Below are 21,394 nucleotides of genomic sequence, written 5' to 3'. Positions count from 1 at the left end.
GAAGTTGCTGCAAACAAGCTGTTTATTCCGATGCTTTCTGCCACTAAGTTTGCGCCAAGTTCAACAAGGACCGGTCGGGTCCATATAACTCGGGAACACTCTATGTTTGATTTGTCAGGACAGGTTGCCATGGTGACAGGTGCCAGCCGCGGTATCGGTGAAGCTGCGGCACGGAGTTTGGCAAGATACGGCGCCAAGGTTGCCCTGGCGGCACGGTCAGGTGACGATATCGAGCGGATCGCGGCGGATATCAACGAAAACGGTGGCGAAGCAATTGCCATCACATGCAATGTTGCCGACTATCGCGACGTGGAAAGCGCGATCGCGCAATGCGTGGAGACATTCGGCACAATCGACATCCTCGTCAACAATGCCGGCGTCATCGAACCCATCACCAGAATTGAGGCGTCCGACCCCGACGCGTGGGGCACGGTGATCGACGTCAATGTGAAAGGTGTCTACCACGGACTTCGCGCCGCCGCTCCGCATATGCTTGAAAAGGGCGCAGGCACGATCATCAATATCAGTTCGGGTGCCGCAACCGGCGCTTTGGAGGGTTGGAGCCACTATTGTTCGTCAAAGGCAGCAGCGCTCTCGCTGACCCGCTGCGGGGAAAAGGAATTCGGAGAAAAGGGTTTGCGTGTCATCGGCCTCAGCCCCGGCACCGTCGCAACCCAGATGCAGGTCGACATCAAGGCGTCCGGCATCAATCCGGTCAGCCAGCTGGACCCTTCCGTGCACATCCCCGCCGAATGGGTCGGTGAGGCCATCTGCTGGCTCAGCACGGAGGCTGGCGACACCTATCGCGGTATCGACTGTTCCTTGCGGGACGAAGATGTGCGCAAAGCCGCCGGACTGGTCTGACACGCCTGTTTCCGGCTGCCCGCAAAACAAAAGAGGGCCGCATAGCGGCCCTCCCATGAGATCGACGTAGACCCCAGGTCCGGATCAAATCCCGGCGAAACTGTCCGATACCAGAGGCTGCTCCAGCACCGTTCGATTCCACCCAGATCCCCGGGCCACGTTCCGATACTCATTAGACATGGGCACACCTCCTTTCGGTTGTTAACGACATGAACAGTGTCGCGCCTGAAATGTGGCATCACAAGGTTAAACGCGCTTCATCCCCAAAAAGAAACGCAAATTCAATGCAGTGTGTTACCGTGATGCAACAGCGTTTTCAGCGATGGTCCGGAAAACACCATCGAGCTCTGCCGCAAGTTCGCGGAGCGCTTCGCCCCCCTCCTCCATGTAAGGCGCGAAAACGAAGCCGGGCGTTTTCCATGACAGGGTTGCCGTGCCATCACTGTTCTCCGTCACGTAAAATCGTATCGGTGCTTCAATACCGGCGGCAACGGAAGCTTCGAGCATTCTGATCGCATAATCATTGCGATAGACACCCATCACCCTGTTGCCCGGGATCGTAAGACCGCGGCCCTTCGCGCCACCGGAAGCGCTAGCCTGGGTGACCAGAAGCATCTTTTCCGCCTTGATGGCCGACTTCAGATCGTCGACGAGCGTCTGATACGGCTTTTCCGTGGGCATCACCCGCCAGCCATCCCTGACAGGGACGCTGTCGGACAAACCCATTCCGGTCATACACAACAATAGAAAAACGCAACCAACCAGCACCCGCATGTCCTGTCTCCCGTGACCAGGCAGTAAAATGAGCCGCAAGTTACCGCAGACGAACTCACGCGGCCCTCACAATCGGGTGTTTGTCCGAGGTCTTCAGATCATCCCATGCCGAGCTTAAGTCTCAATCGGGTTCCCAGCAGACTGCCGAGAAACCCGAAAAGCAACCAAAGCCAGCCATGAAGGGATCCGGAGACAAGCCCGCCCAGATACGCGCCGATGTTGCAGCCATAGGCAAGACGTGCGCCGTAGCCCATGAGCAGTCCACCTGCGATCGCAGTCCACAGGTCTCGGCGGCTGAGGCGCCAGACCGGAGCAAACCGGCCCGCCAGCGCGGCAGCGACCATGGCCCCGAGAATGACGCCGAAATCCATAACGGACGTCGTGTCCCTGAGGACCGAGTTTTCAAGTGCACCGCGTTGCCACGTCCAGTAGGGCCAGGTATCGACAGGAACGCCGATCGCATGGAAGAACTTGCCACCCCAAAGCGCAAAGGCCGACGTGATGCCCCAGGGCCGGCCGACCACGACAAATGTCGCGATGCCGACGACCGCCAGCATGACTGCACCCAGCATCGGTGACCACGGCCCTGTCAGGAACGATCCCGTCGCTCGTGATGTGGCAAGGTCGCCATGCGCACCTCGTTCGATCCGGATCGTGACGATGGCCAGCACACCAAGTACGCAGGCCGTTAGCAGAAAGGCTCCGTGAGGCCCCAATTCCCTTATCAGAGAGATGGCGGGCAACTTCGGCAGACGTCCCCAGAGGTGCAGATGCGCCGTTGCCAGAACAGACCCCAGGACAAAGGCTGCAAGCGTGATCATCATGCGGGTGGAGCCGCCACCTGCCGTAAAGAGCGTACCGGATCCGCAACCACCACCAAGCTGCATGCCCAGTCCGAACATGAAAGCTCCAACGGCGGCCGCCACACCGAATGGAAACACGAAACCACCGGTGGGCCAGCCAAGCTGACTGCCCCAGGCAATCAACGGAAAGGAGACCACGCTCGTCAGAAGAATGAGAACGAATTGCGCCCGGAGGCCCGCGCCACGTTTTTCGGTCACGATCCTGCGCCAGGCAGCCGTAAAACCGAAACTCGCGTGGTAAAGAGAGAGCCCCGCGACACCGCCGATCAACACTGCGACAGCCTGTCGCATGCCGGCTTCGTTATATGCACCGATTGCGATCACGGCCAAAAGACCGGTCGCAACCGCTATGACCGTGCCTTGAGACTTCGCAATGGTAACCGCCATTATTTCCGCTTCCTGTCCGGTCCGATACCGGTTTCGTCGACTGTGCCTGACTGCCGAAATTTTGACCTTTACCCTTGCATTAACCGCCATATGTTCACAATCCAAGGGTCGTTTGGCGCACTACACATTGCCAACACCTTTTTGTGTTTTGCAGTTCATGAGAATGCTGCGGATTTTTAGCGGTAAGTATTCATTCGGTTGACTGCCGCCATCCGCTTCAGAAAGTGCGATGTGCGACAGTCGCCAGCATGGGAAACAAAAAGGCCAGACATGCGTCTCAGCGATCAATTTGGGTATGATCTCACTCTTTCCGACCAAGACGCTTTGGCGGCCTGGAACGCGACTGTCCTGGCCTTTCTGGCGCACGGTAAAACAACGCCGGAACATCTTGAAAGATGCCTGAGCCTCAGTCCGGATTTCGCTCTTGGCCATGCGGCCCGCGGATTGTTCTGTCTTTTGCTCGGTCGCAAGGAACTCCTGGGAACATCGCAGGAATGCCTGGCGATTGCCAAGACCTCGGCACAACACACTCCGGTCACCGAGCGCGAGCAGGCCTTTATCGATGCGCTGGACACCTGGATGCAGGGCTTTCCCTCGCGATCCGCGGACATCCTCGACGCGATGCTTGTGCGCGCTCCCGAAGACGCGTTCCTCATGAAAGTCCTTCACGCCATCCGTTTTGTGCTCGGCGATGCCGTCGGGATGCGCCAGTCCATTGAACGCGTCTTTTCGGCATACGACGAAAAGCATCCGGCCTATGGCTACCTGCTTGGCTGCCGTGCGTTTTCCCTTGAGGAGACCGGCGATTACCGCCTGGCAGAGGCTTCGGGTCGCAAGGGATTGGAATTCGCTCGTGACGATGCCTGGGGCCTGCATGCGGTCGCGCACGTTCACGACATGACCGGCCGCTCCGAAGAAGGTGCCGGCTGGCTTGAAAACCATCCGGATGGCTGGGCTCACTGCAACAATTTCGGTTATCACGTCTGGTGGCATCTCGCGCTGATGTATCTGGACCAGGGCGAAGCCGACAAGGCGCTTGCACTCTATGATGCAGACATTCGCAAAGACAAGACAGACGACTACCGGGATATTTCCAATGCGGCTTCGCTGCTGGTTCGTCTTGAACTGGAAGGGGTCGACGTCGGCGCCCGCTGGGAAGAAATTGCCCAACTCTCCGACAAACGTGCCGAAGACGGCTGCAATGTGTTTGCCGACCTCCACTACCTGCTGGCGCTGCTGAACGGTGGACGCCGAATGGGCTCCGACAGGCTGCTGAACGGCCTGAAAGAACGCGCGCAGAGTGAAACGGATATCGGCCGGATTTCCGCCGAAGCCGGATTGCCGACGGGCCTCGGCCTGGAGCAATACCGCAAAGGCAACTACGCCTCAGCGTTTTCGCTGTTGACGTCTGCCCGTGACAATCTTCACACGATCGGCGGCTCGCATGCACAGCGGGATGTTTTCGAACGCATCACCATTGACGCCGGCTTGCGGGCAGGCTTTTCGTCAGAAGCTGAAACGCTGATCAAGAGCCGTAGCAGCAAGCGCGGCGCACTTGACCGTTTTGCCGAACAGCGGCTTGAGATCTGCGGAAAGATGCGGCGCGCCGAGCAGGTGATGGAAGACGAGAACCTGAGAGCTGCGAACTCGGTCTAGACGCATCACCCGGGATCTGTTTGACCGAAATACTCTGGATTTGACGTGAACGTACATACTCAAACGAAACGTCCGCGCGACCCGCGACTCGACTTCTTTCGCGGCATCGGCATGTTCATCATATTCATCGCCCACGTGCCCTGGAACTGGTGGACGCTGTGGATCCCGGCACGTTTCGGTTTTTCAGACGCGACTGAAATTTTCGTATTCTGTTCCGGGATGGCCTCCGCCCTGGCATTTGGAAAAACATTCGATGTCTACGGATGGGGTATTGGCGCTGCCAGGATCGCGCAAAGGATGTGGCAGGTCTACTGGGCATTCATCGGACAGTTTCTGGTCGTTGCGGTCGGACTGGTGATGGTCCACGAAAGCGGGTTCCTGAACGACTGCTGCGGCCTGACGCAGGACTATGTCAATTCACTGAACCTCTGGCATCTTTACAACAAGACGGAGATTGCCCTGCCGGGTCTGATGACGATGACCTGGGTACCCAACTACTTCGACATCCTGCCAATGTATGTGGTGATCCTGGCGCTGATGCCGGCCATCATGCTGATTTCACGTTACTCGGTGCCCGGTGCATTCGCCTTTTCAATCGGTCTGTGGCTGGCCTCACAATTCGGTTTGCTTGACCTTCCGGCAGAACCCTGGTCGGACCGCAAGTGGTTCTTCAACCCCTTCGCATGGCAGATGCTCTTCTTCACCGGATTTGCATTCATGCGCGGCTGGATCCCGGCACCGCCTGTCAGCCGAAACCTCGTGCTGTTTGCCCTTGCAATCCTCGTGATCACGGTGCCTTTCGCATATTTCCGCGTCTACAGCGCGAACCACCTGGACCTCGTCTGGGCAAAGGAAGTTCGCGAGGCCATCAGACCGCTCTGGGTCAAGACCGAATTCGGCATTCTTCGCTACATGCATTTCCTTGCCCTTGCCTATGTCGCCTGGGTTGCCGCGGGTGAACATGGCAAACGCCTTCTTGGACACGGCGTGCTGTGGGGCGGGTTTGTACGTGTTGTCCAGAAGGTCGGTCAGCAATCGCTTGCCGTCTTCATGGCGAGCCTCGTGATTGCACAGACCGTGGCCATCCTGCGGGACATGGCATGGGCCCGCGGTGAGTGGCTGGCGCAGGTGTTCACCAATTTCGGCGGCTTCCTTGCGCTGATTGCCGTCGCCTATGTGGTGTCCTGGTACAAGAGCCAGCCCTGGCGGAAACCGCCGTCAATCTCCAATCCTCCATCGAGCACGGTCCCGGGTTCTTCACCCAGGGAAGGAGGCAACCAAACCACCGAGCACGCACGGTCGGAGGCAAAAGAGCCCGCCCTTACCTGATTAGAACCCGCCTATCTTGAGAGCCGTTCTCCAGGCGTCCCCTCAGGATGGGCGGACAGGAAAGTGAACCAACGGAGACCGAACCGTCGGGCGTTCCGATGTTCTCAATAGATGCAGACACTCATGCCGCGTTTTATCGGCATGTTTCCTGTTCGCCGCTACTCAACGTTCTTCATACAGGGGGCCCATAATGCTCCGTAATTCTCCAACACTGGTCATCTCTGCCAGGGCCCTGTTGAAACTCTGAAGAATCCGCTCTCCCGCCTGATCATCGGAACAAATGAAACCGTCGGGCGTTTGTTCGAAGGCATCCCCGTTTCGTATCAGTTCAGCGGGCGCATGCTGATCTTCGAACTCAAGCGGAAAATCCGGGCTTATGGAAAAAATGAAATCGACCCGCTCCATACGCAGCATATTTGCCAAATTGCGGTTTGACGAAACATAGATGTCGACATCCAGACCCATCTGCTGCGCCAAACGTCTGGTTTCCTCGAAATCCAGAGCAGCGACCGCGTAGTCTCCCGCCACAATCTCTTCAATTGCCATTCGGGGATAATTCAGCGAGAAAAACTGATAACTGAAATAATTTACCAACACGCTCGAGGTGCCGACGTCTGTCACCCCACGAAATCCGATCGGGTAGACACAGGAATAATTGCCGCGTTCGAATTCCTTTATCGCCCTGTTCATGGGCAAATATTCGACAAGGACCTCAAGTTCAGACTTTTCCAGCACCCTTGTGAGCACACGATCATACAAGCCTGAACTGTCCCGTTCCGCGACGTTTGGAATCTCCATTACAACAATTTGCTCCATTGCACTCAATGGAGACGAAAGCAACACCAGAACAAATACAACCAAAGCGACAGATTTCATATAGCACCCACCGAAACCTTCGTTTAATTGTCAAAATTAACAGGCAATAGATCGTCTTAATTCAAATAATATCACGGAATTTCTGAATTTTTCTTATATTCTATTTCTCAAAATGGAAAATTCAAATCTGTCTTCTATGAATTTTACAAATAACCTGCTGAGGCGTGCGACTTTCCTGCTCAAAGCATCGGCAATTCTCACCTAACAGCCAGTCGTGACCCTGTTCAGGTCAAGGAACTTCTTGGCGAACAAAAAAACACCGGCCCAAGGACCGGTGCTTCTGTCTTTCGATGCTGCTCAATGTAATGACGCCATTTCCAGCTCTGCCTCAAAGGCATTGGCGACAGCGGCTTCGCGGCTGTCTGCCAGCAGGATCGGCGTGCCGTCTGCATTTTGCAGGGCATACAGCGTCACATTGTCATGCAAGGGCGGGACGTCGGGAAACATTTCCTTCAGATCGACTGCCTTGATCGGCTTGATATAGGCGATATCACCGGTACCGAGTTCGGTCAGTTCGTCCGCCGACATGAATTCGGACAAAATAGTCTGGTCAGCCCAGTCAGGGCCATTGGGATCGTGCATCAGTCTTTCTCCATTCTTGTAGCCAACGAGGGTCTATTCGCCGCTGGAGATTTCTATTTTTCTTATCACGCGCTCCGGTTCCGGACGTGCCAGATCGATGGACAGAAGCCCATCCTTCAGGTCTGCGCCGAGAATATCAATTCCTTCAGCCAGAACAAAGGCCCGTTGGAACTGCCGGGCTGCGATGCCGCGGTGCAGATATTCGCGAGACTTGTCGTCCACCTGCCTGCCTCGTATCACCAGTTGGCTCTCTTCCACCGAAACGTCGAGCTGTTCCCTGGTAAATCCGGCGACCGCAAGGGTGATCCGGATTACATCGCCCTGGCCTTCCACTTTCGGAAGTCTTTCGATGTTATAGGGCGGATAGCCGTCATTGGCGGCCTTGGAAACGCGATCGAGCACACGTTCGATATCGTCGAACCCGAGCATAAACGGGCTGGAAAACGCTGACATGCGTGACATCCTCAAAGTCCTTGTCGAAGCGACCTTGCACCCGGACCCTTAGAGAGGCATCCAGGCTGGAACCAAGAGGTTCCATTCACGATTAAATATGGAGCCTAGTTAATTTTGATTCAAGGAGCGCGCAATTTTCCGCCTATTACGAGGTTGTTTTGATGGAAAACTAGAACTCCGAACATAAAATCGGGTCAGTTTTCAACAGTTTTGCCAGTGCCGCCAAGGCCTGACGCACAGCCGGCTCATGCCTTTCATCCTGGTGCATGACCAGCCAGCGCTCCGTCTGCAGACTGTCGATCGGGTCGGAAATCCGCTGCAAATCTGCAAAAGCCTCGCCGACAAACATCGGCAGCAGCATTCGTGCGGTTCCCTGGCGGACAAGCGACAAAGCATGGGCCGCCCTGTTCACGGTAACGACCACCTGGTCGCCATGGTTTTCCCTGATCCAGCTTCCCGTCGGAAAGTGCGCCTCGTCCTCGACGACGCCTATCCAGCCCGGATTTACGTCTTTGGCAATTGATTGAGACTGATAGACCGCATATCTGACGGTACCGATCTTCCGGCCTGCCAACCATTCCTGTTTCGGTCTCCGGCTCCTGATGCCGATATCGATCTGTCGGCGGGCGACATCCCGATTGCGGGGGTCAGCCAGAAACTCCGGCACCCAGGGGTCGTCGGGAGACCAGAATTCGGAGATATTGTCCAGAAGCAAGCGTGCGGTCCAGTCGCCCGCAGAAATGCGAACGCGGCGTTTGGTCCTGCCACTTTGCCGCCATTTGGAAATGGACCTTGCCACCTCGTCCATGTCCTCAAGCTGAAGCACCAGTTCCCGCCCTGCCGGTGTAAGCTGGTAGCCGCGCGCCTCGCGTTCCACAAGCCTCACATTCATGTTGTGCTCCAACGACGAAACCCGTCTGCCCAGTGTCGCTGAACTGAGACCGGTTTTTTCTGCTGCGCCTGCAAGCCCACCGGCTTTCGCCACCGCGAGAAACAGGCGCAGGTCCTCCCAATCCAGACTTTGTTTCATTTTTGAAACCTTAATTTCAATTGAAAAACATGCAGATAAACTCAACTCGTGAGAAGTTCCGTGTCAACTCATTCATGAAAATCAAATATGAGAGGATATTGCAAATGCCAATTCCCTATTCTCTTTTGAATGTTGGTGAACCGGACTGCGACGCCGGTCTCGCATGGAACGATCCGCGCCGGAAACTTTATCCGCACCATGCCGAGTTCTGGCCGGATGAGATCCCGGAGCATGTCTGCTTTGAAATGCAGGCGATCGAGCTCAGAAAGCAAAAACAGAAAGAATGGCTGCGCTCCTTCTTCCGATTCCGCTGGCTAACGACCGCAACTGCATTTTGTAGAGATCCACGGTGGCCGAAGCCGATATTCGAAAACCCCATGAACCTGCAAAAGCGGCCCGACGACACGAAACGGCGCTAGGCAGCTTGATGCCCGGGAACAAGCCAGGCACTGCTCTGTTCTTCAGGCGGCGCGCGTCGGCGCGCCGCCTGAGGTTCCATCCCGTTTGGCGTTATTTCAGCAGATGACTGCCGTGCGGGTTGTCGATGACCATTTTCCAGGACCCATCCGGCTGTCTGCGCAAAACCGCGATGGACAGGCCCTCGCCCTTGATCGCGTTGCCATCGGGATCAGTGCCCGACATTTGCCACGGCGCAATGTGGATGGCGATGTCTCCCTCCACGATCACCTCATGTCCGGAGTAGGAAAACCTGGGTGAGATGGCTGCAAATCGTTCAAAGGATGTCTTTGCCGTTTCACCGTCCGACACCGGATTTCCAGGCTCAAACATGATGGTCTGATTGGGCTCGTAAGTCCGCATGACTGTCTCAAGATCTCCGGCTTCGAAGGCGCTTGTCATCTTCTGAACTAGCGTCAGAACATCCTGCTGGTCCTGGTTCATTTTTTCAGATCCTTCTGCATAGGTCAGCGTCGAAAAGGTTGAGAAAACGGCCGTGCAAACGGCCGTCAGAACGCGCGTTCGTAGTTGCATGTTTCCATTCCTCATGTTCAGGCAATGCGGTGCCAGTCCCGCTTGATGCCAAGCTGGTTAAACGATCTAGTTGTCTGGCGGATCTGTTCGCTTAGAAGCCTAGAGGCTCGGCGACAGAATTCGGGTCAATTGTGTGCGGATGTCTTGTGGGCACTTGTGATACGGCACGGCGCGTTGAAGCTTGAAAGACCTGAGATCCTCAATCACGGCTTCGACCTGTTGCTTTGTCTCAATGTAACTGAGGGAAGACCCGATCGAATTGGGATGATTGCCTCGTACCACCCGTCCGGCCTTCATGGCAGCTGGAAGACGTCTGGGGCAGCTGCACTTCGCCCCGGCACTCACAAGTCCGCAGTGACGGGACGTGAAAGCAATAACTTCCGACCGGGCACGGGACAACCGTTTGCGATAGGCAGATGGCGCGAGTTCCAGTATTTCCGACGCTTCCCCGTGGTCCAACTCGAATACATCGCCCAACACATAGGCGAGGCGAAGGTCCATCGTAAGACAAAGCAGCATCGCCATGGTGCAGGACACCCTCAACTCGTTCAGCAGGAGCGCCTGGTCAGGCGCTTCGGGTGGATCAGCGACGAGACCCGTTTCAAGGTCGGCGGCAAACATCCCGAACGTGAGTCCCAAATCGCGGTCACGCAGCTTTTTGGCCGAAAGAATATGGCGAACGGCGACCTGGTAAGCCCAGGTCGAAAAGGCGCTTTCACCTCTAAATGTCGACAGCTTGGTCAAGATCTGGACCAGAATTTCCTGTGTGGCTTCGCTTGCATCCTCAGGGTTCACCAGCACACGCCGGGCGAGGTTGTAGATCCGGTCCTGTATGCCGACAAGCACCTTTTCAAGGGCTTGCCGGTCACCTTCCTGAGCGGCTGTTACCATCTCCAGGGATACATTGCCTGTTGTCATCTCATGTTCCTGTCATCTGACACTTCATAGTGTTAGAGGGGCCGGAGCAGAATGTGTGACATATTTTTTTGATCGCTCCGAAGCTTGCGCGATCGGATTTGACACGCCACTGTTGCGCATCCCGTCTTCCCGTGCTGTTCAGACACGAGTTTCAAATGACCCGCGACGAATTTGACGTCTTTTGCAGTGAATTGCCTGCCACCTCCCATGTGATCCAGTGGGGTAACGCTTCTGTCTGGAAAGTCGGTGGCAAGATTTTCGCGATCTGCTCCCGTTGGGGCGACGGCGACCATCAGCGGATCGGCTTCAAGTGTTCCGATATCTCCTATGCGCTCCTGATACAGCAGGAAGGAATGATCCCGGCACCCTATCTTGCGCGCGCGAAGTGGGTCCAAATGGAACGGGCAGGTGCACTCCCGGATCAGGATCTGAAGGCCTATATTGTGGCCGCTCACAAGATTATTGCGGGCAAGCTCACGAAAAAAGCCCGGAAAGAACTCGGCCTTGCAGATTGACTTCTCCGGAAAATGGCGCTCGCTGTCATTCCTGATGATTGCCGAGGTCGCCGGCATGAGCCTGTGGTTCATGTCAGCTGCGATCCTGCCGGATCTCACGCGGGAATTTGCAATCTCCGAAACACGGCAGGCAGCGCTTTCAAGTGCTGTCCAGATCGGGTTTGTCGTCGGCGCACTCGCGTCGGCGCTCCTGGGTCTTGCCGACCGGATCGACCCGCGGCGACTGTTTGCCTTTTGCGCAATCACGGCAGCGCTTTTCAATGCGAGTCTTCTGGTTGTTGAACCCGGCGGCTTGGTGTCGATCTTTGCACGGTTCGCGACAGGTGCCCTGCTCGCCGGTGTCTATCCGGTCGGCATGAAAATCGCCGTCGGCTGGGGCCAGAAGGACCGGGGTTTTCTCGTCGGCACGCTTGTCGGCGCCCTCACCCTTGGCTCCGCCGCGCCGCACCTCCTGGCGCTTCTGGGAGGAGCAGACTGGCGCTGGAGCCTGATCGTTGCCTCCATTGCGTCTGCTGCCGGTGGGGCCCTCTGCCTCTTTGCAGCACTCGGTCCCTTTCATGCCAAGGCACCGCGCATGAAAATCCAAGCGATCTTTACCGCCTGGACCGACCGGAAAATCCGCTACGCCTATGCAGGATATCTCGGTCACATGTGGGAGCTCTATGCCATGTGGGCCTGGATCGGCGTTGCGCTGACGCTGTCGTTCTCCGCACACATGCCCGAGAGCGATGCTGTTTCCCTGTCCCGCCTGATCGCCTTTCTGACGATTGCTGCCGGCGGCGTCGCCAGTGTCATTGCCGGCGTTGTCGCCGATCGGGTCGGCAAGGCAAACATCGCAATCCTCGCCATGATTGTCAGCGGATCCGCCGCCATCGCATCAGCCATCACATTCGGCGGCCCCGTCTGGCTGACGATCCTGTGCGTTTTGATCTGGGGCGCGGCGATCCTGCCGGACTCAGCCCAGTTCTCCGCGCTCGTCGCCGACTATGCTCCGCCCGAACAGGCCGGCAGCCTGATGAGTTTCCAAACTGCGCTTGGCTTCGCGCTAACGTTTTTCACGGTCCAGCTCACACCACTCGGGGCGGAGCTGATCGGCTGGCCCGGCATGTTCGCCCTGATGGCGATTGGTCCCGCGCTCGGAATTTTGGGCATGTTGCGGCTGAAGCGGATCAGTTGAAGTGAAAAAAACGAACCACAAAGCGGCAGCAGTGCTTTATGTTGCTCTAGTCGCCGCATACTTTATTTTCATCAATCAAGAAATTGAATCCAGATACACTGCTAAATTGGGTTTTTGTTTAATATTGATACCCCTTTACTATTTTTTTGTTTACTTCAAAAATAAAAGACAGCGCGGCGATCGCTCTTATATGCTGGAAATTGTTGTTTGCGCGGCTGGCTGGCTTGTTTATTTTTTGCTTTCGAACCAATTTCCAGAACAGAAATTTCTAACGTTCGCCTACGGTTTTCAAATCTTCTTTTCCATTTATTTGGGACTGGTCTTTTTTGCCAAGTTTATGCTCAAGATTGCAGGCGAAGAAGATCGACTCTAGGTCGCTCATATCATGAGTTTCAGCCGTCGAGTGGTATTGCCCGATGTGCTACCACCGCTAGCAGTTCTGGGAAGCTGGTTGCTGAACCAATTCAGCAGACTTTCCGAGCAGCCGGCCATCTCTTCGTTTCATACCGTCGCTCCCCGGTTCCGGATCTCACTCGCGTTCGTCCGGGGTGACGGTTGCAAGTTGAAATCTTGAGCTTTCAGAATACCAGGATCTTTCCTTTTCCTTGTCATCCCTGCCTGCGCAGGGATGACAAAAGAGACAGTCGCCGGCCCTATGAAATCTCCGAATGTGCCTCTTCATCGTTGTCCCGGCCAAGCGCAGTGCGTGCCGGGATCTATTCAATCAAAATTGACAACCAGGCAAGCAGGTCCCGGAATTTCGTTGCGCTGCGTCCGGCACGGAAAGAGATGCGTCCATACTCCTCGTCTACTCCATCACCAGGTCAAACTCCGAAAACCCGAAATCCTTGCCGTTAATCCTGAGGCCGATGGCCTGGGTGCCGCCGTAGTAGACCCGTGTCGTGATCGGCCTGATGGCGTGGTCGCGGGAGAGGGACAGCATCTCGCCGGGTTCAAGTTTCACTTTCGTCCACTTGAAGACCTTTGGCGCCAGCGTCCCGTTCGCTTTCTTGAAATGGACAAGATAGTCGATCACGAGATCCTGAGCCTTCTTGCCTGTCGAGCTTAGTTCGACATCAAATGAAACCGCATCGCCATAGATCACCCGGGGCGTTTTGACGTTCGGTCCACCCACTGTGATCTCAGGCGGCTTGAGCCCGAAGGCTGTCAGCGTTCCCGGATGCCCCTGCTTGACCAGGGATCGACAGGCGTGACGCACAAGCTTCTCGCGGTTCCTGTCCGCATCCTTCAGCCAGCGCCTTGCGATATCCGCGACAAGATCAGGATGATCCTTGGCGATGTCATTGAGGTGATTGGCAACCGAGCGGCGGACATATTCCTCGGGATCATCCTTCAGCGCCTCCAGAAGCGGCAGGGTCGGAGACGGATCCTTGACCAGCTTCTTCAGCCGCATGCCCCAGGGCAGACGCGGCCGCGTGCCTTCGGACACAAGACGGCGGACATGGACGCTGTCGTCCTTCACCCAGGGCGTCATGATTGACAAGGCCTTGTCCTGGTCCTGGTCGAGGAACGGGCGCACCTCGAATTCAGCGGTCGCGCGCTTGGTCATTTCCTTCAAAAGCGCAAACGACTTCTTGAAGTCCCCAAGACCATGATCGGTAACCACCATCCCGAGCGGCATCATGCCCCAGCCGCGGATGCCCTTGTCATCGCTCGCCCGATCCACATCCTCATTTTCAAGCGGATGGAGAATGGAGCGCAAAATGTGGAACTTCGCATCGAGGGTTTCCGGCAGAATTTTGCCGGTTTCATCGGCGATCAGCCGGGCCCTCTGCTTCAGCTCAAGCTGATCAAGCGCGGAGAGAATTGCGGCTTCATATGCTGCGCGGTCAAAAGTCTCAAGATGGCGTTCGATATGCATTCCGAGGCACTGCACGAGGTCCGGCGAGATCTTGTTTTTGAAAGGTTCCATCAGTCATTCCCTGTGCCTGCTTCAACGTTGCCCCTGTGTGCCAGTTGTGGTGTGCCGGTCCTAGCCTGTTCCTGCCATCCTCCTGACAAGCACTGTCAGGAGGATGGCAAAGAAAAAGCCACTCCGGTCGCCCGGAGTGGCTCTTGGGGAAGGGCCGCCCCCACATTTGCTGCCCTTCCCTTTTCAGCATGGTTGTCAGTCGATCCGACGACCCGTGCTTGAATCGAAGAAATGAACGTCCTTTGCATCAGCGTGCAGATGCATTTTTTCACCCGGCTCATGGCGAGCATGGCTTGACACCCTGACGACAATTTCCGGCCCGCCGTCCGGGAAGCTTGCATAGACGAAGCTTTCCGCGCCGACCGGCTCGAGCACGTCGACATTGACTTCCAGGTTGACGCCGTCACCAGACGAAGGACCATCGACCACTTGCAGATGCTCAGGACGAATGCCGACAATATAGCTGTCTTTGCCCTTCGCGTTGGAACCTGACAATCCGGCTCCATTTTCAAGAGACAGTCCGTCCCCATCTGCCTTGACATTCAGAAGGTTCATCGCCGGTGAACCGATGAAGCTCGCGACAAAGGTGGATGCCGGCTTGTCGTAGACTTCAATCGGCGCACCGATCTGCTCGATATTGCCACCGTTGAGAACCACGAGCCGATCCGCAAGCGTCATGGCTTCCAGCTGGTCGTGGGTGACATAGACACTCGTGGTGCCGAGCGACTGCTGCAGACGCTTGATTTCGACACGCATCTGGACGCGAAGCTTGGCATCCAGGTTGGAAAGCGGTTCGTCGAACAGAAATGCGGCCGGTTCGCGCACGATCGCGCGACCCATGGCGACGCGCTGCCGCTGACCACCGGACAGCGCCCTCGGCTTTCGGTCGAGATAATCACCGATCTCCAGGATGCGGGCCGCTTCCTTCACACGGCGGTCGATCTCCTCTTTCGCCATGCCCCGGTTCTTCAAGCCGTAGGCCAGGTTGTTGTAGACACTCATGTGGGGATAGAGCGCGTAGTTCTGGAACACCATCGCGATATCGCGGTCGGCCGGGTCGACCTTGTTCACGAGCCGGTCACCGATCTTGATTTCACCGGTGGTGATGTCTTCCAGTCCCGCGATCATGCGCAGCAGAGTGGACTTGCCGCAGCCGGACGGGCCGACCAGCACAATGAATTCACTGTCGGCAATATCGATGGAGACGCCTTTGACCGCCTCCACATCGCCGGCATACACCTTCCGGACGGTGTCGAGAGTAATCGTTGCCATTTATAACCTCACTTATCGCTCTCGACGAGCCCTTTGACGAACCAGCTTTGGAAGATCACCACGATGAGTACAGGTGGCAACATGGCCAGAATCGCCAGCGCCATTGCCTCGTTGAAAGCCGGGATCTGCGCACCCACCCAGACCTGAAGGATCTGCTTGATGCCGCGAACCAGTGTGAACAGGCTTTCGTCCGTTGTGATCAGGGTGGGCCAGAGATACTGGTTCCAACCAAAGACGAACATGATGATGAAGATGGCCGCGATCATTGTCTTGGACAGCGGCACCAGAATGTCCTTGAAGAACTTCCACGGTCCTGCGCCATCGATACGGGCCGCTTCCAGGAGTTCATCGGGAACGGACATGAAAAACTGCCGGAAGAAGAACGTACCGGTCGCTGACGCGATCAATGGCACGATCAGGCCGGAATAGGTGTTCACCATGCCAAGCGACTGAACGATCTCGTAGGACGGCAGAATGCGAACCTCAAGCGGCAGCAGAAGTGTGGCGAAGATGATCCAGAAGCAGACCGAGGCAAACGGAAAACGGAAATAGACGATCGCATAGGCGGCGAGCATCGAAATGACAATCTTGCCGATGGCAAAGCCGAAGCCGAGGATCATCGAGTTTTTCAGCATCACGAAACCGTTGACTTCCTGGGTGAAACCTCCGGCCTGGAACAGCACGGTTTCGTAGTTTTCAAGAAACTTGTCGCCCGGGAGAAACTGAACGCCGCCCTTGTAGATCGCGATCGCGTCGTGCGTGCTTGTCATGAAGGTCAGCACCACCGGTGCAACCATGAAGAACACACCTGTCAGAAGGATCAGATGGTCCGTAATCTTGAGTTTGTACATATCCGCCCCCTACGTGTAGTGCACGCGCCGCTCGATGAGGCGGAACTGAATGATTGTGAGGATGAACACCAGCGCCATCAGGATGACGGACTGTGCGGAAGACCCGCCAAGGTCATTGCCCCGGAAACCATCCAGATAGACCTTGTAGACCAGTGTGACCGGGTTGTTGCCCGGCTCGTTCTTCACGATGACGTCGACGATGCCGAACGTGTCGAAGAAGGCGTATGTGATGTTGATGATCAGCAGGAAGAAGCCGGTCGGCGCAAGCAGAGGAAAGGTCACTGTCCAGAACCGGCGGAAACCGGAACGGCAGTCGATGCTCGCTGCTTCCTGAACCGACTTGGAAATGCCCTGCAGGCCTGACAGGAAAAAGATGAAGTTGACCGGAATCTGCTTCCAGACCGCGGTCACGATCATCGCGAAACTGGTGTCGAAATAATTCACGCCGATCTGCATTTTCCAGCCGAACATGGCGAAGAGATCAACCATCGGGCCCACATGCTGGTCAAACAGCAGAACCCCGATCAGGCCGGCAACCGGAGGCGCAACCGCATAGACCCACATCAGCAGCGTCTTGTATGTCGACGCGCCGCGCAGGACCTTGTCCGCCTTGACCGCCAGCAGCAAGGCAAAGCCGAGTGACAGGAAGGTCACGAAAAAAGTGAAGACAGCCGTGAAACGCGCCACCCGGCCATAGTCGGTCGAGGTCAGCATGTCGGTGAAATTGTCCAGTCCGACAAAGGTCGAACCGAAGCCGAACGGGTCCTCCAGATAGAAGGATGACTGTATGGCTTCCGCAGCCGGCCAGAGGAAGAAGATCGTCACGATGGCGAGCTGCGGCAGCAACAGCATGTACGGCACCATTCGGGACTGAAACTGAACTTTTTTCATTGCGTCACCGGAAAAGGAGGAAGCGGACCATCAGTAAAACAGCTGGCCCGCGTCCTCACAAGGAAAAGGGGGCGCAGGGCGCGCCCCCAATAAGGGGTATTTCAGACTGGCCTAGTTGCCTGTTGTCTTTGAAAACCGCTCCAGAAGCTTGTTGCCGTCCGCTTCGATGGTTGCAAAAGCATCTTCAACCGTGGTTTCGCCAGACATGAGCTTACCATATTCGCGGTTCATGACGTCGCGGATCTGGACGTAGAAGCCCATGCGGTAGCCCTTGGTCCATTCGCCGCCCGGCAAGGTCAGCTGCTTGATGCCGATTTCGGCAGCCGGGGTGCTTTCGTAGTAACCGTCCTTCTTGGCCATGTCGTAAGCGGCGTTGGTGATCGGCACATAGCCGGTTTCCTTGTGCCACATGTACTGGACTTCCGGAGATGTCAGGTACTCGAAGAACGATGCGACGCATTTGTTTTCGTCGTCCGACTTGCCGGCCATGGAGAACAGCGCCGCACCACCGATGAAGGTTCCGGTACCCGCGCCGTCAACTGCATCCCAGTAAGGCAGATAGGTTGCGGAGAACGGGAAGTCGACAGTCTTGGAGATGCCACCGAAGGACCCGGAAGAGCCGAGCCACATTGCGACCTTGCCTTCGTTGAACGGTGTCTGATTGTCGCCCCAGCCGGTGCCGTAGTAACCGAACAGGCCGTCATCCAGCCAGCCCTTGACGGCGGAGAAGTGGTTCTTGATCGGCTCACCGAATACCAGCGTGGTGTCCTTGGAACCATCGTAACCGTTGTTGTTGGTCGCGAATTGCAGGTTGTGACGGGACTTGAAGTTTTCGGTGAAGATCCATGGCAGGTGAGACTGCGCAAGCGGTACGTAACCGGCTTCCTTCAGCTTCGGAGCGATTTCCTGAAACTCTTCCCAGGTCTTCGGAGCTTCAACACCGGCCTTTTTCAGGGCGTCGACATTGTAGTAGAGGATCGGGGTGGAAGAGTTGAACGGCATGCCGATCATCTTGCCGTCGCTGTCGGCATAGAAGTAGCGAACACCGTCGATGTAGTCTTCGATATCAAAACCAACACCGGCATTTTCCAGGATGTCCTGAGCCGGGATAACGGCGCCCTTTGCACCGATGATGGTTGCTGCACCGGCGTCAAAAACCTGCAGGATGTTCGGCTGTTCACCGGCGCGGAATGCCGCGATGCCTGCCGTCAGAGTCTCTTCGTAGGTACCTTTGAAGACCGGTGTGATCTTGCAAGCGTCCTGGGCAGCGTTGTAGCCGTTTGCGATGTCGACGACGACTTCGCCCAGACGTCCGCCCATTGCGTGCCACCAGGCAATGTCGGTTGCGGCATAAGAAGCGGTGGAAGTGCCCAGAAGGGCGGCCGCAGCGACGAAGCTGGCGACAGTCTTACGATAAGCCATGTTCATTTGCTCCCATCTCGAAGGGCTATGTGCCCCGGTCAGCAGTTGGTTTTCCTGGTGCCGAAATGGCTTGGCCGGCACCTGAAACGATAACGCCTGCGTTTCGTATTGTTTTCATATGAACGTTGTATGACGCTCATATGAACATTTAAACACGCCTAAGTCGCGTCCGCAAACAGGAATAATGTTATTTTGCAGATACTCACCAGATCGCTGGCCGCGAGAACAGTTTTCGTCGGCATTCCGGAGTAAAGTACCCCTGCGGCACTCTCAACTTCGCGCGTTCCGGGCGGTTGTATGCCCCCTTTTTCACACCGCAACCCGGAGAAAGATTAGTCGGCTCATGTCTGGCTTCGACGTCACCGATATGGAATTGTGGCGGCACACGACGAACTCCGTGATTTTACCCGAGTTAGCGCGTTTTTCCGAGTCGTGACTTCATCGTGGCGGCGTTCGGGCCGCGATGTCCGTCTTTGACCCGGCCTTCATTGCACCTTTGCAGCGGGGCGCTATATTCGAGCTCCGATCATGTTTGAGACAGAGCAGCTCCCCTGAATCCATGTCCACGTCCTTCTCCTCCGTCTTTCCGTTGAAAAGAGCCCGTGCCCATGAGGTGTGCGGTGAAAGCTGCCTGGTCTTTGCCGCGATAATGGCCGGGCAGGCGACTGGCCCGGTGGTCTGGGTGTCGGAACGCTGGCGCCCGGTGGTCAATCCGGAAGGCCTTGCGCCCTATTGCGATCCGGGCCGGCTTCTTGTCACCCGGGCCGACAGTCAGCTGAATGTTCTGGCCAGTGCCGAAACAGCGCTCCGCTCCGGCGCTGTCGGCCTCGTCGTCGCCGAAATCGCCGGCCCCATCGGCCTGACCGAAGGCAGGCGGCTGCAGCTTGCCGCCGAAACCGGTGGCACCACGGCGCTGTTGCTGATCCCGGAAGGTGGCGGCAGCAACGCAGCGGAGACCAGATGGCACTGCACAGGCTTCCCAATTCCTGCCGTCCTTTCCCAGCATGGCCTTCCTCAGCATGACCCTCGTGAAAATGACCACGACTCGACTCGCTGGCGGTGGTCCCTTATAAAGAACAAAATAGGAACATTGTCGGAATGGGTGGTCCGTTGGGATGCAGCGGCGCGTCGTGTCATTGTGGTTTCCGAGGCTGGCAGCTGAGCGTTCGCTCCGCGCCAATCCTGTTGACGCGCCCTTTGCCCTGACCCTTTTCGACCGTAATTCGGAACGCGTCTACGACCTGTGCCCGCGCGCGGAAGGTGCCGGTCTGAACCGGGGCATGACGCTGGTCCATGCCAGGAGCTTCTGCCCCGGTCTTCTGACCCGGCCCGCCGATCCCAAGGCAGACCAACGGTTCCTGCACCTGCTTGCCCGGTGGGCGACCCGCTATTGCCCCTGGGTCGGGCTCGACGGGCCCAACGGGCTCTTTCTCGACATCACCGGCTCTGCGCATCTCATGGGTGGCGAGGAACCGCTCCTGGACGATATCCGCGCCCGCCTTGCCCGGGCCGGGCTCACCGCCCGACTGGGTCTTGCCTCTACGCCGGGGACCGCCTGGGCGCTTGCCCGTTTTGCCGAGGGCATTGCCCAGCCTGGCGAGAACCTTACCCGCATCGGCCCCCTGCCGCTGACTGCACTGCGGCTTGCCGACCAGACCTGCACCAGTCTGGAACGGCTGGGCATCGCCACCATCTCCGATCTCTACAACCTGCCGCGGGCAACCGTTGCAAGGCGCTACGATCCGGAAGTGCTGCGCCGTCTCGATCAGGCGCTCGGCGCCATTGCGGAACAGATTTCCCCCCTGAAGGAAGGTCTCAGCTTCGCCGTACGCATGACCTTGCCCGAGCCGGTCGGCCTCCTCGACGACGTGATGGCCGGGGCAGAACGGCTGATCGGTCATCTGTGCGAGCGATTGGACACGGCCCAGAAGGGCGCGCGCAGCCTGAAACTGACCTTCCGCCGGGTGGATCAGGAGAACCAGTCGGTCGAATTGCGCCTGGCCCGGCCGATGCGTGACGGCGACCGGATCCTTGCTCTTTTCGAGCGCGGGGTGAGCGCGATCGATGCCGGTTACGGCATCGACATGATCCGCCTGGAAGCCACCCAGGTGGAAGAGCTCGGCCCACGCCAGCTGACTCCGTCGCAAACGCTGGAAAAGGACAGTCTCGCGGACCTCATCACCCAGCTCGGAAACCGGATCGGGCTGGAAAACATCCTGCGTTTTTCTCCAGTCGACAGCCATATTCCCGAACGCAGCTTCAAGCTGGTGCCGGCCGCCTACAGCATGCCGGTCCGCACCTGGCCCTACCGGCGCCCGCGTCCGTTGCGCCTGTTTCCACCCGAGCCGATCACCGGTTCCGGCGCCACTCCGCCCGGACGCTTCCGCTGGCGCGGCCGGGCGCTGACGACACTTCAGGCAGAAGGTCCGGAACGCATCACCCCCGCCTGGTGGGAGGGTGACGACGACTGGACAAGGGGCCTGCGCGACTACTGGCGCGTTGCCACCGGCCAGGGCCAGCGTCTGTGGCTGTTCCACACGCCGCAGAACCCGGGCTGGTACGTACAGGGGGAGTTCGGCTGATGTCCGCTGATGTTTCTCCGCACAAACAC

The 21,394-nt window shown here is 57.1% G+C and carries 22 protein-coding genes; 9 read left to right on the top strand and 13 right to left on the bottom strand.

Features of this window, described 5'->3' with window-relative positions; genetic code table 11:
• The first annotated feature begins 102 nt into the window (after positions 1–102).
• Positions 103–864 carry an SDR family oxidoreductase gene (locus ACO6TI_RS09465; RefSeq protein ID WP_104701510.1) on the top strand — a complete coding sequence of 254 codons (762 nt, stop codon included), beginning with the start codon at positions 103–105 and terminating at the stop codon, positions 862–864.
• 294 nt (positions 865–1,158) lie between these two features.
• Here ACO6TI_RS09465 and ACO6TI_RS09460 read toward each other — a convergent pair whose 3' ends face one another.
• Positions 1,159–1,638, bottom strand: a complete 480-nt coding sequence (locus ACO6TI_RS09460; protein WP_104701509.1) for a DUF302 domain-containing protein — start codon at positions 1,636–1,638, stop codon at positions 1,159–1,161.
• A gap of 98 nt (positions 1,639–1,736) precedes the next feature.
• Complete coding sequence (locus ACO6TI_RS09455) at positions 1,737–2,888, bottom strand: YeeE/YedE family protein (RefSeq protein WP_422384820.1); 1,152 nt, start codon at positions 2,886–2,888, stop codon at positions 1,737–1,739.
• Positions 2,889–3,158: 270 nt separating this feature from the next.
• Between ACO6TI_RS09455 and ACO6TI_RS09450 the strand changes: the two genes are divergently transcribed.
• Both ACO6TI_RS09450 and ACO6TI_RS09445 read left to right on the top strand, forming a co-directional pair.
• Complete coding sequence (locus ACO6TI_RS09450) at positions 3,159–4,544, top strand: tetratricopeptide repeat protein (RefSeq protein ID WP_422384819.1); 1,386 nt, start codon at positions 3,159–3,161, stop codon at positions 4,542–4,544.
• Between the two features lie 111 nt (positions 4,545–4,655).
• On the top strand, positions 4,656–5,873 hold the full coding sequence (locus tag ACO6TI_RS09445) for an OpgC family protein (RefSeq protein ID WP_029064361.1): 1,218 nt from the start codon (positions 4,656–4,658) through the stop codon (positions 5,871–5,873).
• 162 nt (positions 5,874–6,035) lie between these two features.
• On the opposite strand, the gene ACO6TI_RS09440 is transcribed toward ACO6TI_RS09445, so the two are convergent.
• From ACO6TI_RS09440 to ACO6TI_RS09425, 4 genes are all read right to left on the bottom strand, one after another.
• Positions 6,036–6,671 (bottom strand): hypothetical protein, encoded by a 636-nt coding sequence (locus ACO6TI_RS09440; RefSeq protein WP_144436126.1) that lies wholly within the window; start codon positions 6,669–6,671, stop codon positions 6,036–6,038.
• A gap of 375 nt (positions 6,672–7,046) precedes the next feature.
• Complete coding sequence (locus ACO6TI_RS09435) at positions 7,047–7,331, bottom strand: DUF1150 family protein (protein ID WP_051645067.1); 285 nt, start codon at positions 7,329–7,331, stop codon at positions 7,047–7,049.
• A gap of 33 nt (positions 7,332–7,364) precedes the next feature.
• The gene (locus ACO6TI_RS09430; protein WP_029064358.1) at positions 7,365–7,793 is read right to left on the bottom strand and encodes an Hsp20 family protein; all 429 of its coding nucleotides are present in this window, start codon (positions 7,791–7,793) and stop codon (positions 7,365–7,367) included.
• 160 nt (positions 7,794–7,953) lie between these two features.
• Positions 7,954–8,814: a LysR family transcriptional regulator gene (locus ACO6TI_RS09425; RefSeq protein WP_108873363.1), complete on the bottom strand. Its 861-nt coding sequence runs from the start codon at positions 8,812–8,814 to the stop codon at positions 7,954–7,956.
• A gap of 104 nt (positions 8,815–8,918) precedes the next feature.
• On the opposite strand from ACO6TI_RS09425, the gene ACO6TI_RS09420 reads away from it, so the two are divergent.
• On the top strand, positions 8,919–9,233 hold the full coding sequence (locus ACO6TI_RS09420) for a hypothetical protein (protein WP_159100668.1): 315 nt from the start codon (positions 8,919–8,921) through the stop codon (positions 9,231–9,233).
• Between the two features lie 91 nt (positions 9,234–9,324).
• On the opposite strand, the gene ACO6TI_RS09415 is transcribed toward ACO6TI_RS09420, so the two are convergent.
• Complete coding sequence (locus tag ACO6TI_RS09415) at positions 9,325–9,804, bottom strand: YybH family protein (protein ID WP_422384818.1); 480 nt, start codon at positions 9,802–9,804, stop codon at positions 9,325–9,327.
• A gap of 99 nt (positions 9,805–9,903) precedes the next feature.
• On the bottom strand, positions 9,904–10,722 hold the full coding sequence (locus ACO6TI_RS09410) for an RNA polymerase sigma factor (RefSeq protein WP_422384817.1): 819 nt from the start codon (positions 10,720–10,722) through the stop codon (positions 9,904–9,906).
• Positions 10,723–10,877: 155 nt separating this feature from the next.
• Here ACO6TI_RS09410 and ACO6TI_RS09405 point away from each other — a divergent pair, with 155 nt between their 5' ends.
• From ACO6TI_RS09405 to ACO6TI_RS09395, 3 genes are read left to right on the top strand one after another with little or no spacing between them, the layout of a single operon-like run.
• Entirely contained in the window at positions 10,878–11,237 is a 360-nt protein-coding gene (locus ACO6TI_RS09405) for an MmcQ/YjbR family DNA-binding protein (protein ID WP_055119814.1), read from the top strand.
• The gene (locus ACO6TI_RS09400) at positions 11,227–12,414 is read left to right on the top strand and encodes an MFS transporter (protein WP_409855985.1); all 1,188 of its coding nucleotides are present in this window, start codon (positions 11,227–11,229) and stop codon (positions 12,412–12,414) included. Before ACO6TI_RS09405 ends, ACO6TI_RS09400 begins: the two co-directional genes overlap by 11 nt.
• Position 12,415: 1 nt before the next feature.
• Positions 12,416–12,787, top strand: coding sequence for a hypothetical protein (locus tag ACO6TI_RS09395; RefSeq protein WP_348315771.1), 372 nt, complete (start codon positions 12,416–12,418; stop codon positions 12,785–12,787).
• Positions 12,788–13,222: 435 nt separating this feature from the next.
• Here ACO6TI_RS09395 and ACO6TI_RS09390 read toward each other — a convergent pair whose 3' ends face one another.
• From ACO6TI_RS09390 to ACO6TI_RS09370, 5 genes are all read right to left on the bottom strand, one after another.
• Entirely contained in the window at positions 13,223–14,347 is a 1,125-nt protein-coding gene (locus ACO6TI_RS09390; protein ID WP_422384816.1) for a DNA alkylation repair protein, read from the bottom strand.
• Between the two features lie 195 nt (positions 14,348–14,542).
• A complete protein-coding gene (locus tag ACO6TI_RS09385) occupies positions 14,543–15,619 on the bottom strand; it encodes a sn-glycerol-3-phosphate import ATP-binding protein UgpC (RefSeq protein ID WP_422384815.1) in 1,077 nt (358 codons plus the stop codon).
• A gap of 8 nt (positions 15,620–15,627) precedes the next feature.
• Complete coding sequence (gene ugpE / locus ACO6TI_RS09380; protein WP_055119520.1) at positions 15,628–16,470, bottom strand: sn-glycerol-3-phosphate ABC transporter permease UgpE; 843 nt, start codon at positions 16,468–16,470, stop codon at positions 15,628–15,630.
• Positions 16,471–16,479: 9 nt separating this feature from the next.
• On the bottom strand, positions 16,480–17,361 hold the full coding sequence (locus ACO6TI_RS09375; protein WP_029064349.1) for an ABC transporter permease subunit: 882 nt from the start codon (positions 17,359–17,361) through the stop codon (positions 16,480–16,482).
• Positions 17,362–17,472: 111 nt separating this feature from the next.
• Complete coding sequence (locus ACO6TI_RS09370; protein ID WP_055119812.1) at positions 17,473–18,783, bottom strand: extracellular solute-binding protein; 1,311 nt, start codon at positions 18,781–18,783, stop codon at positions 17,473–17,475.
• 559 nt (positions 18,784–19,342) lie between these two features.
• On the opposite strand from ACO6TI_RS09370, the gene ACO6TI_RS09365 reads away from it, so the two are divergent.
• Together ACO6TI_RS09365 and ACO6TI_RS09360 are read left to right on the top strand one after the other, a co-directional pair.
• Positions 19,343–19,945, top strand: coding sequence for an ImuA family protein (locus ACO6TI_RS09365; protein ID WP_422384814.1), 603 nt, complete (start codon positions 19,343–19,345; stop codon positions 19,943–19,945).
• On the top strand, positions 19,899–21,365 hold the full coding sequence (locus ACO6TI_RS09360) for a Y-family DNA polymerase (protein ID WP_196891718.1): 1,467 nt from the start codon (positions 19,899–19,901) through the stop codon (positions 21,363–21,365). Before ACO6TI_RS09365 ends, ACO6TI_RS09360 begins: the two co-directional genes overlap by 47 nt.
• Positions 21,366–21,394: the final 29 nt, after the last annotated feature.

It is taken from the genome of Roseibium album (genome assembly GCF_965233825.1).
Taxonomy (GTDB): domain Bacteria; phylum Pseudomonadota; class Alphaproteobacteria; order Rhizobiales; family Stappiaceae; genus Roseibium; species Roseibium album.
The sequence above is the reverse complement of the archived record's forward strand: the minus strand, read 5'-3'. Positions and strand labels throughout refer to the sequence as shown.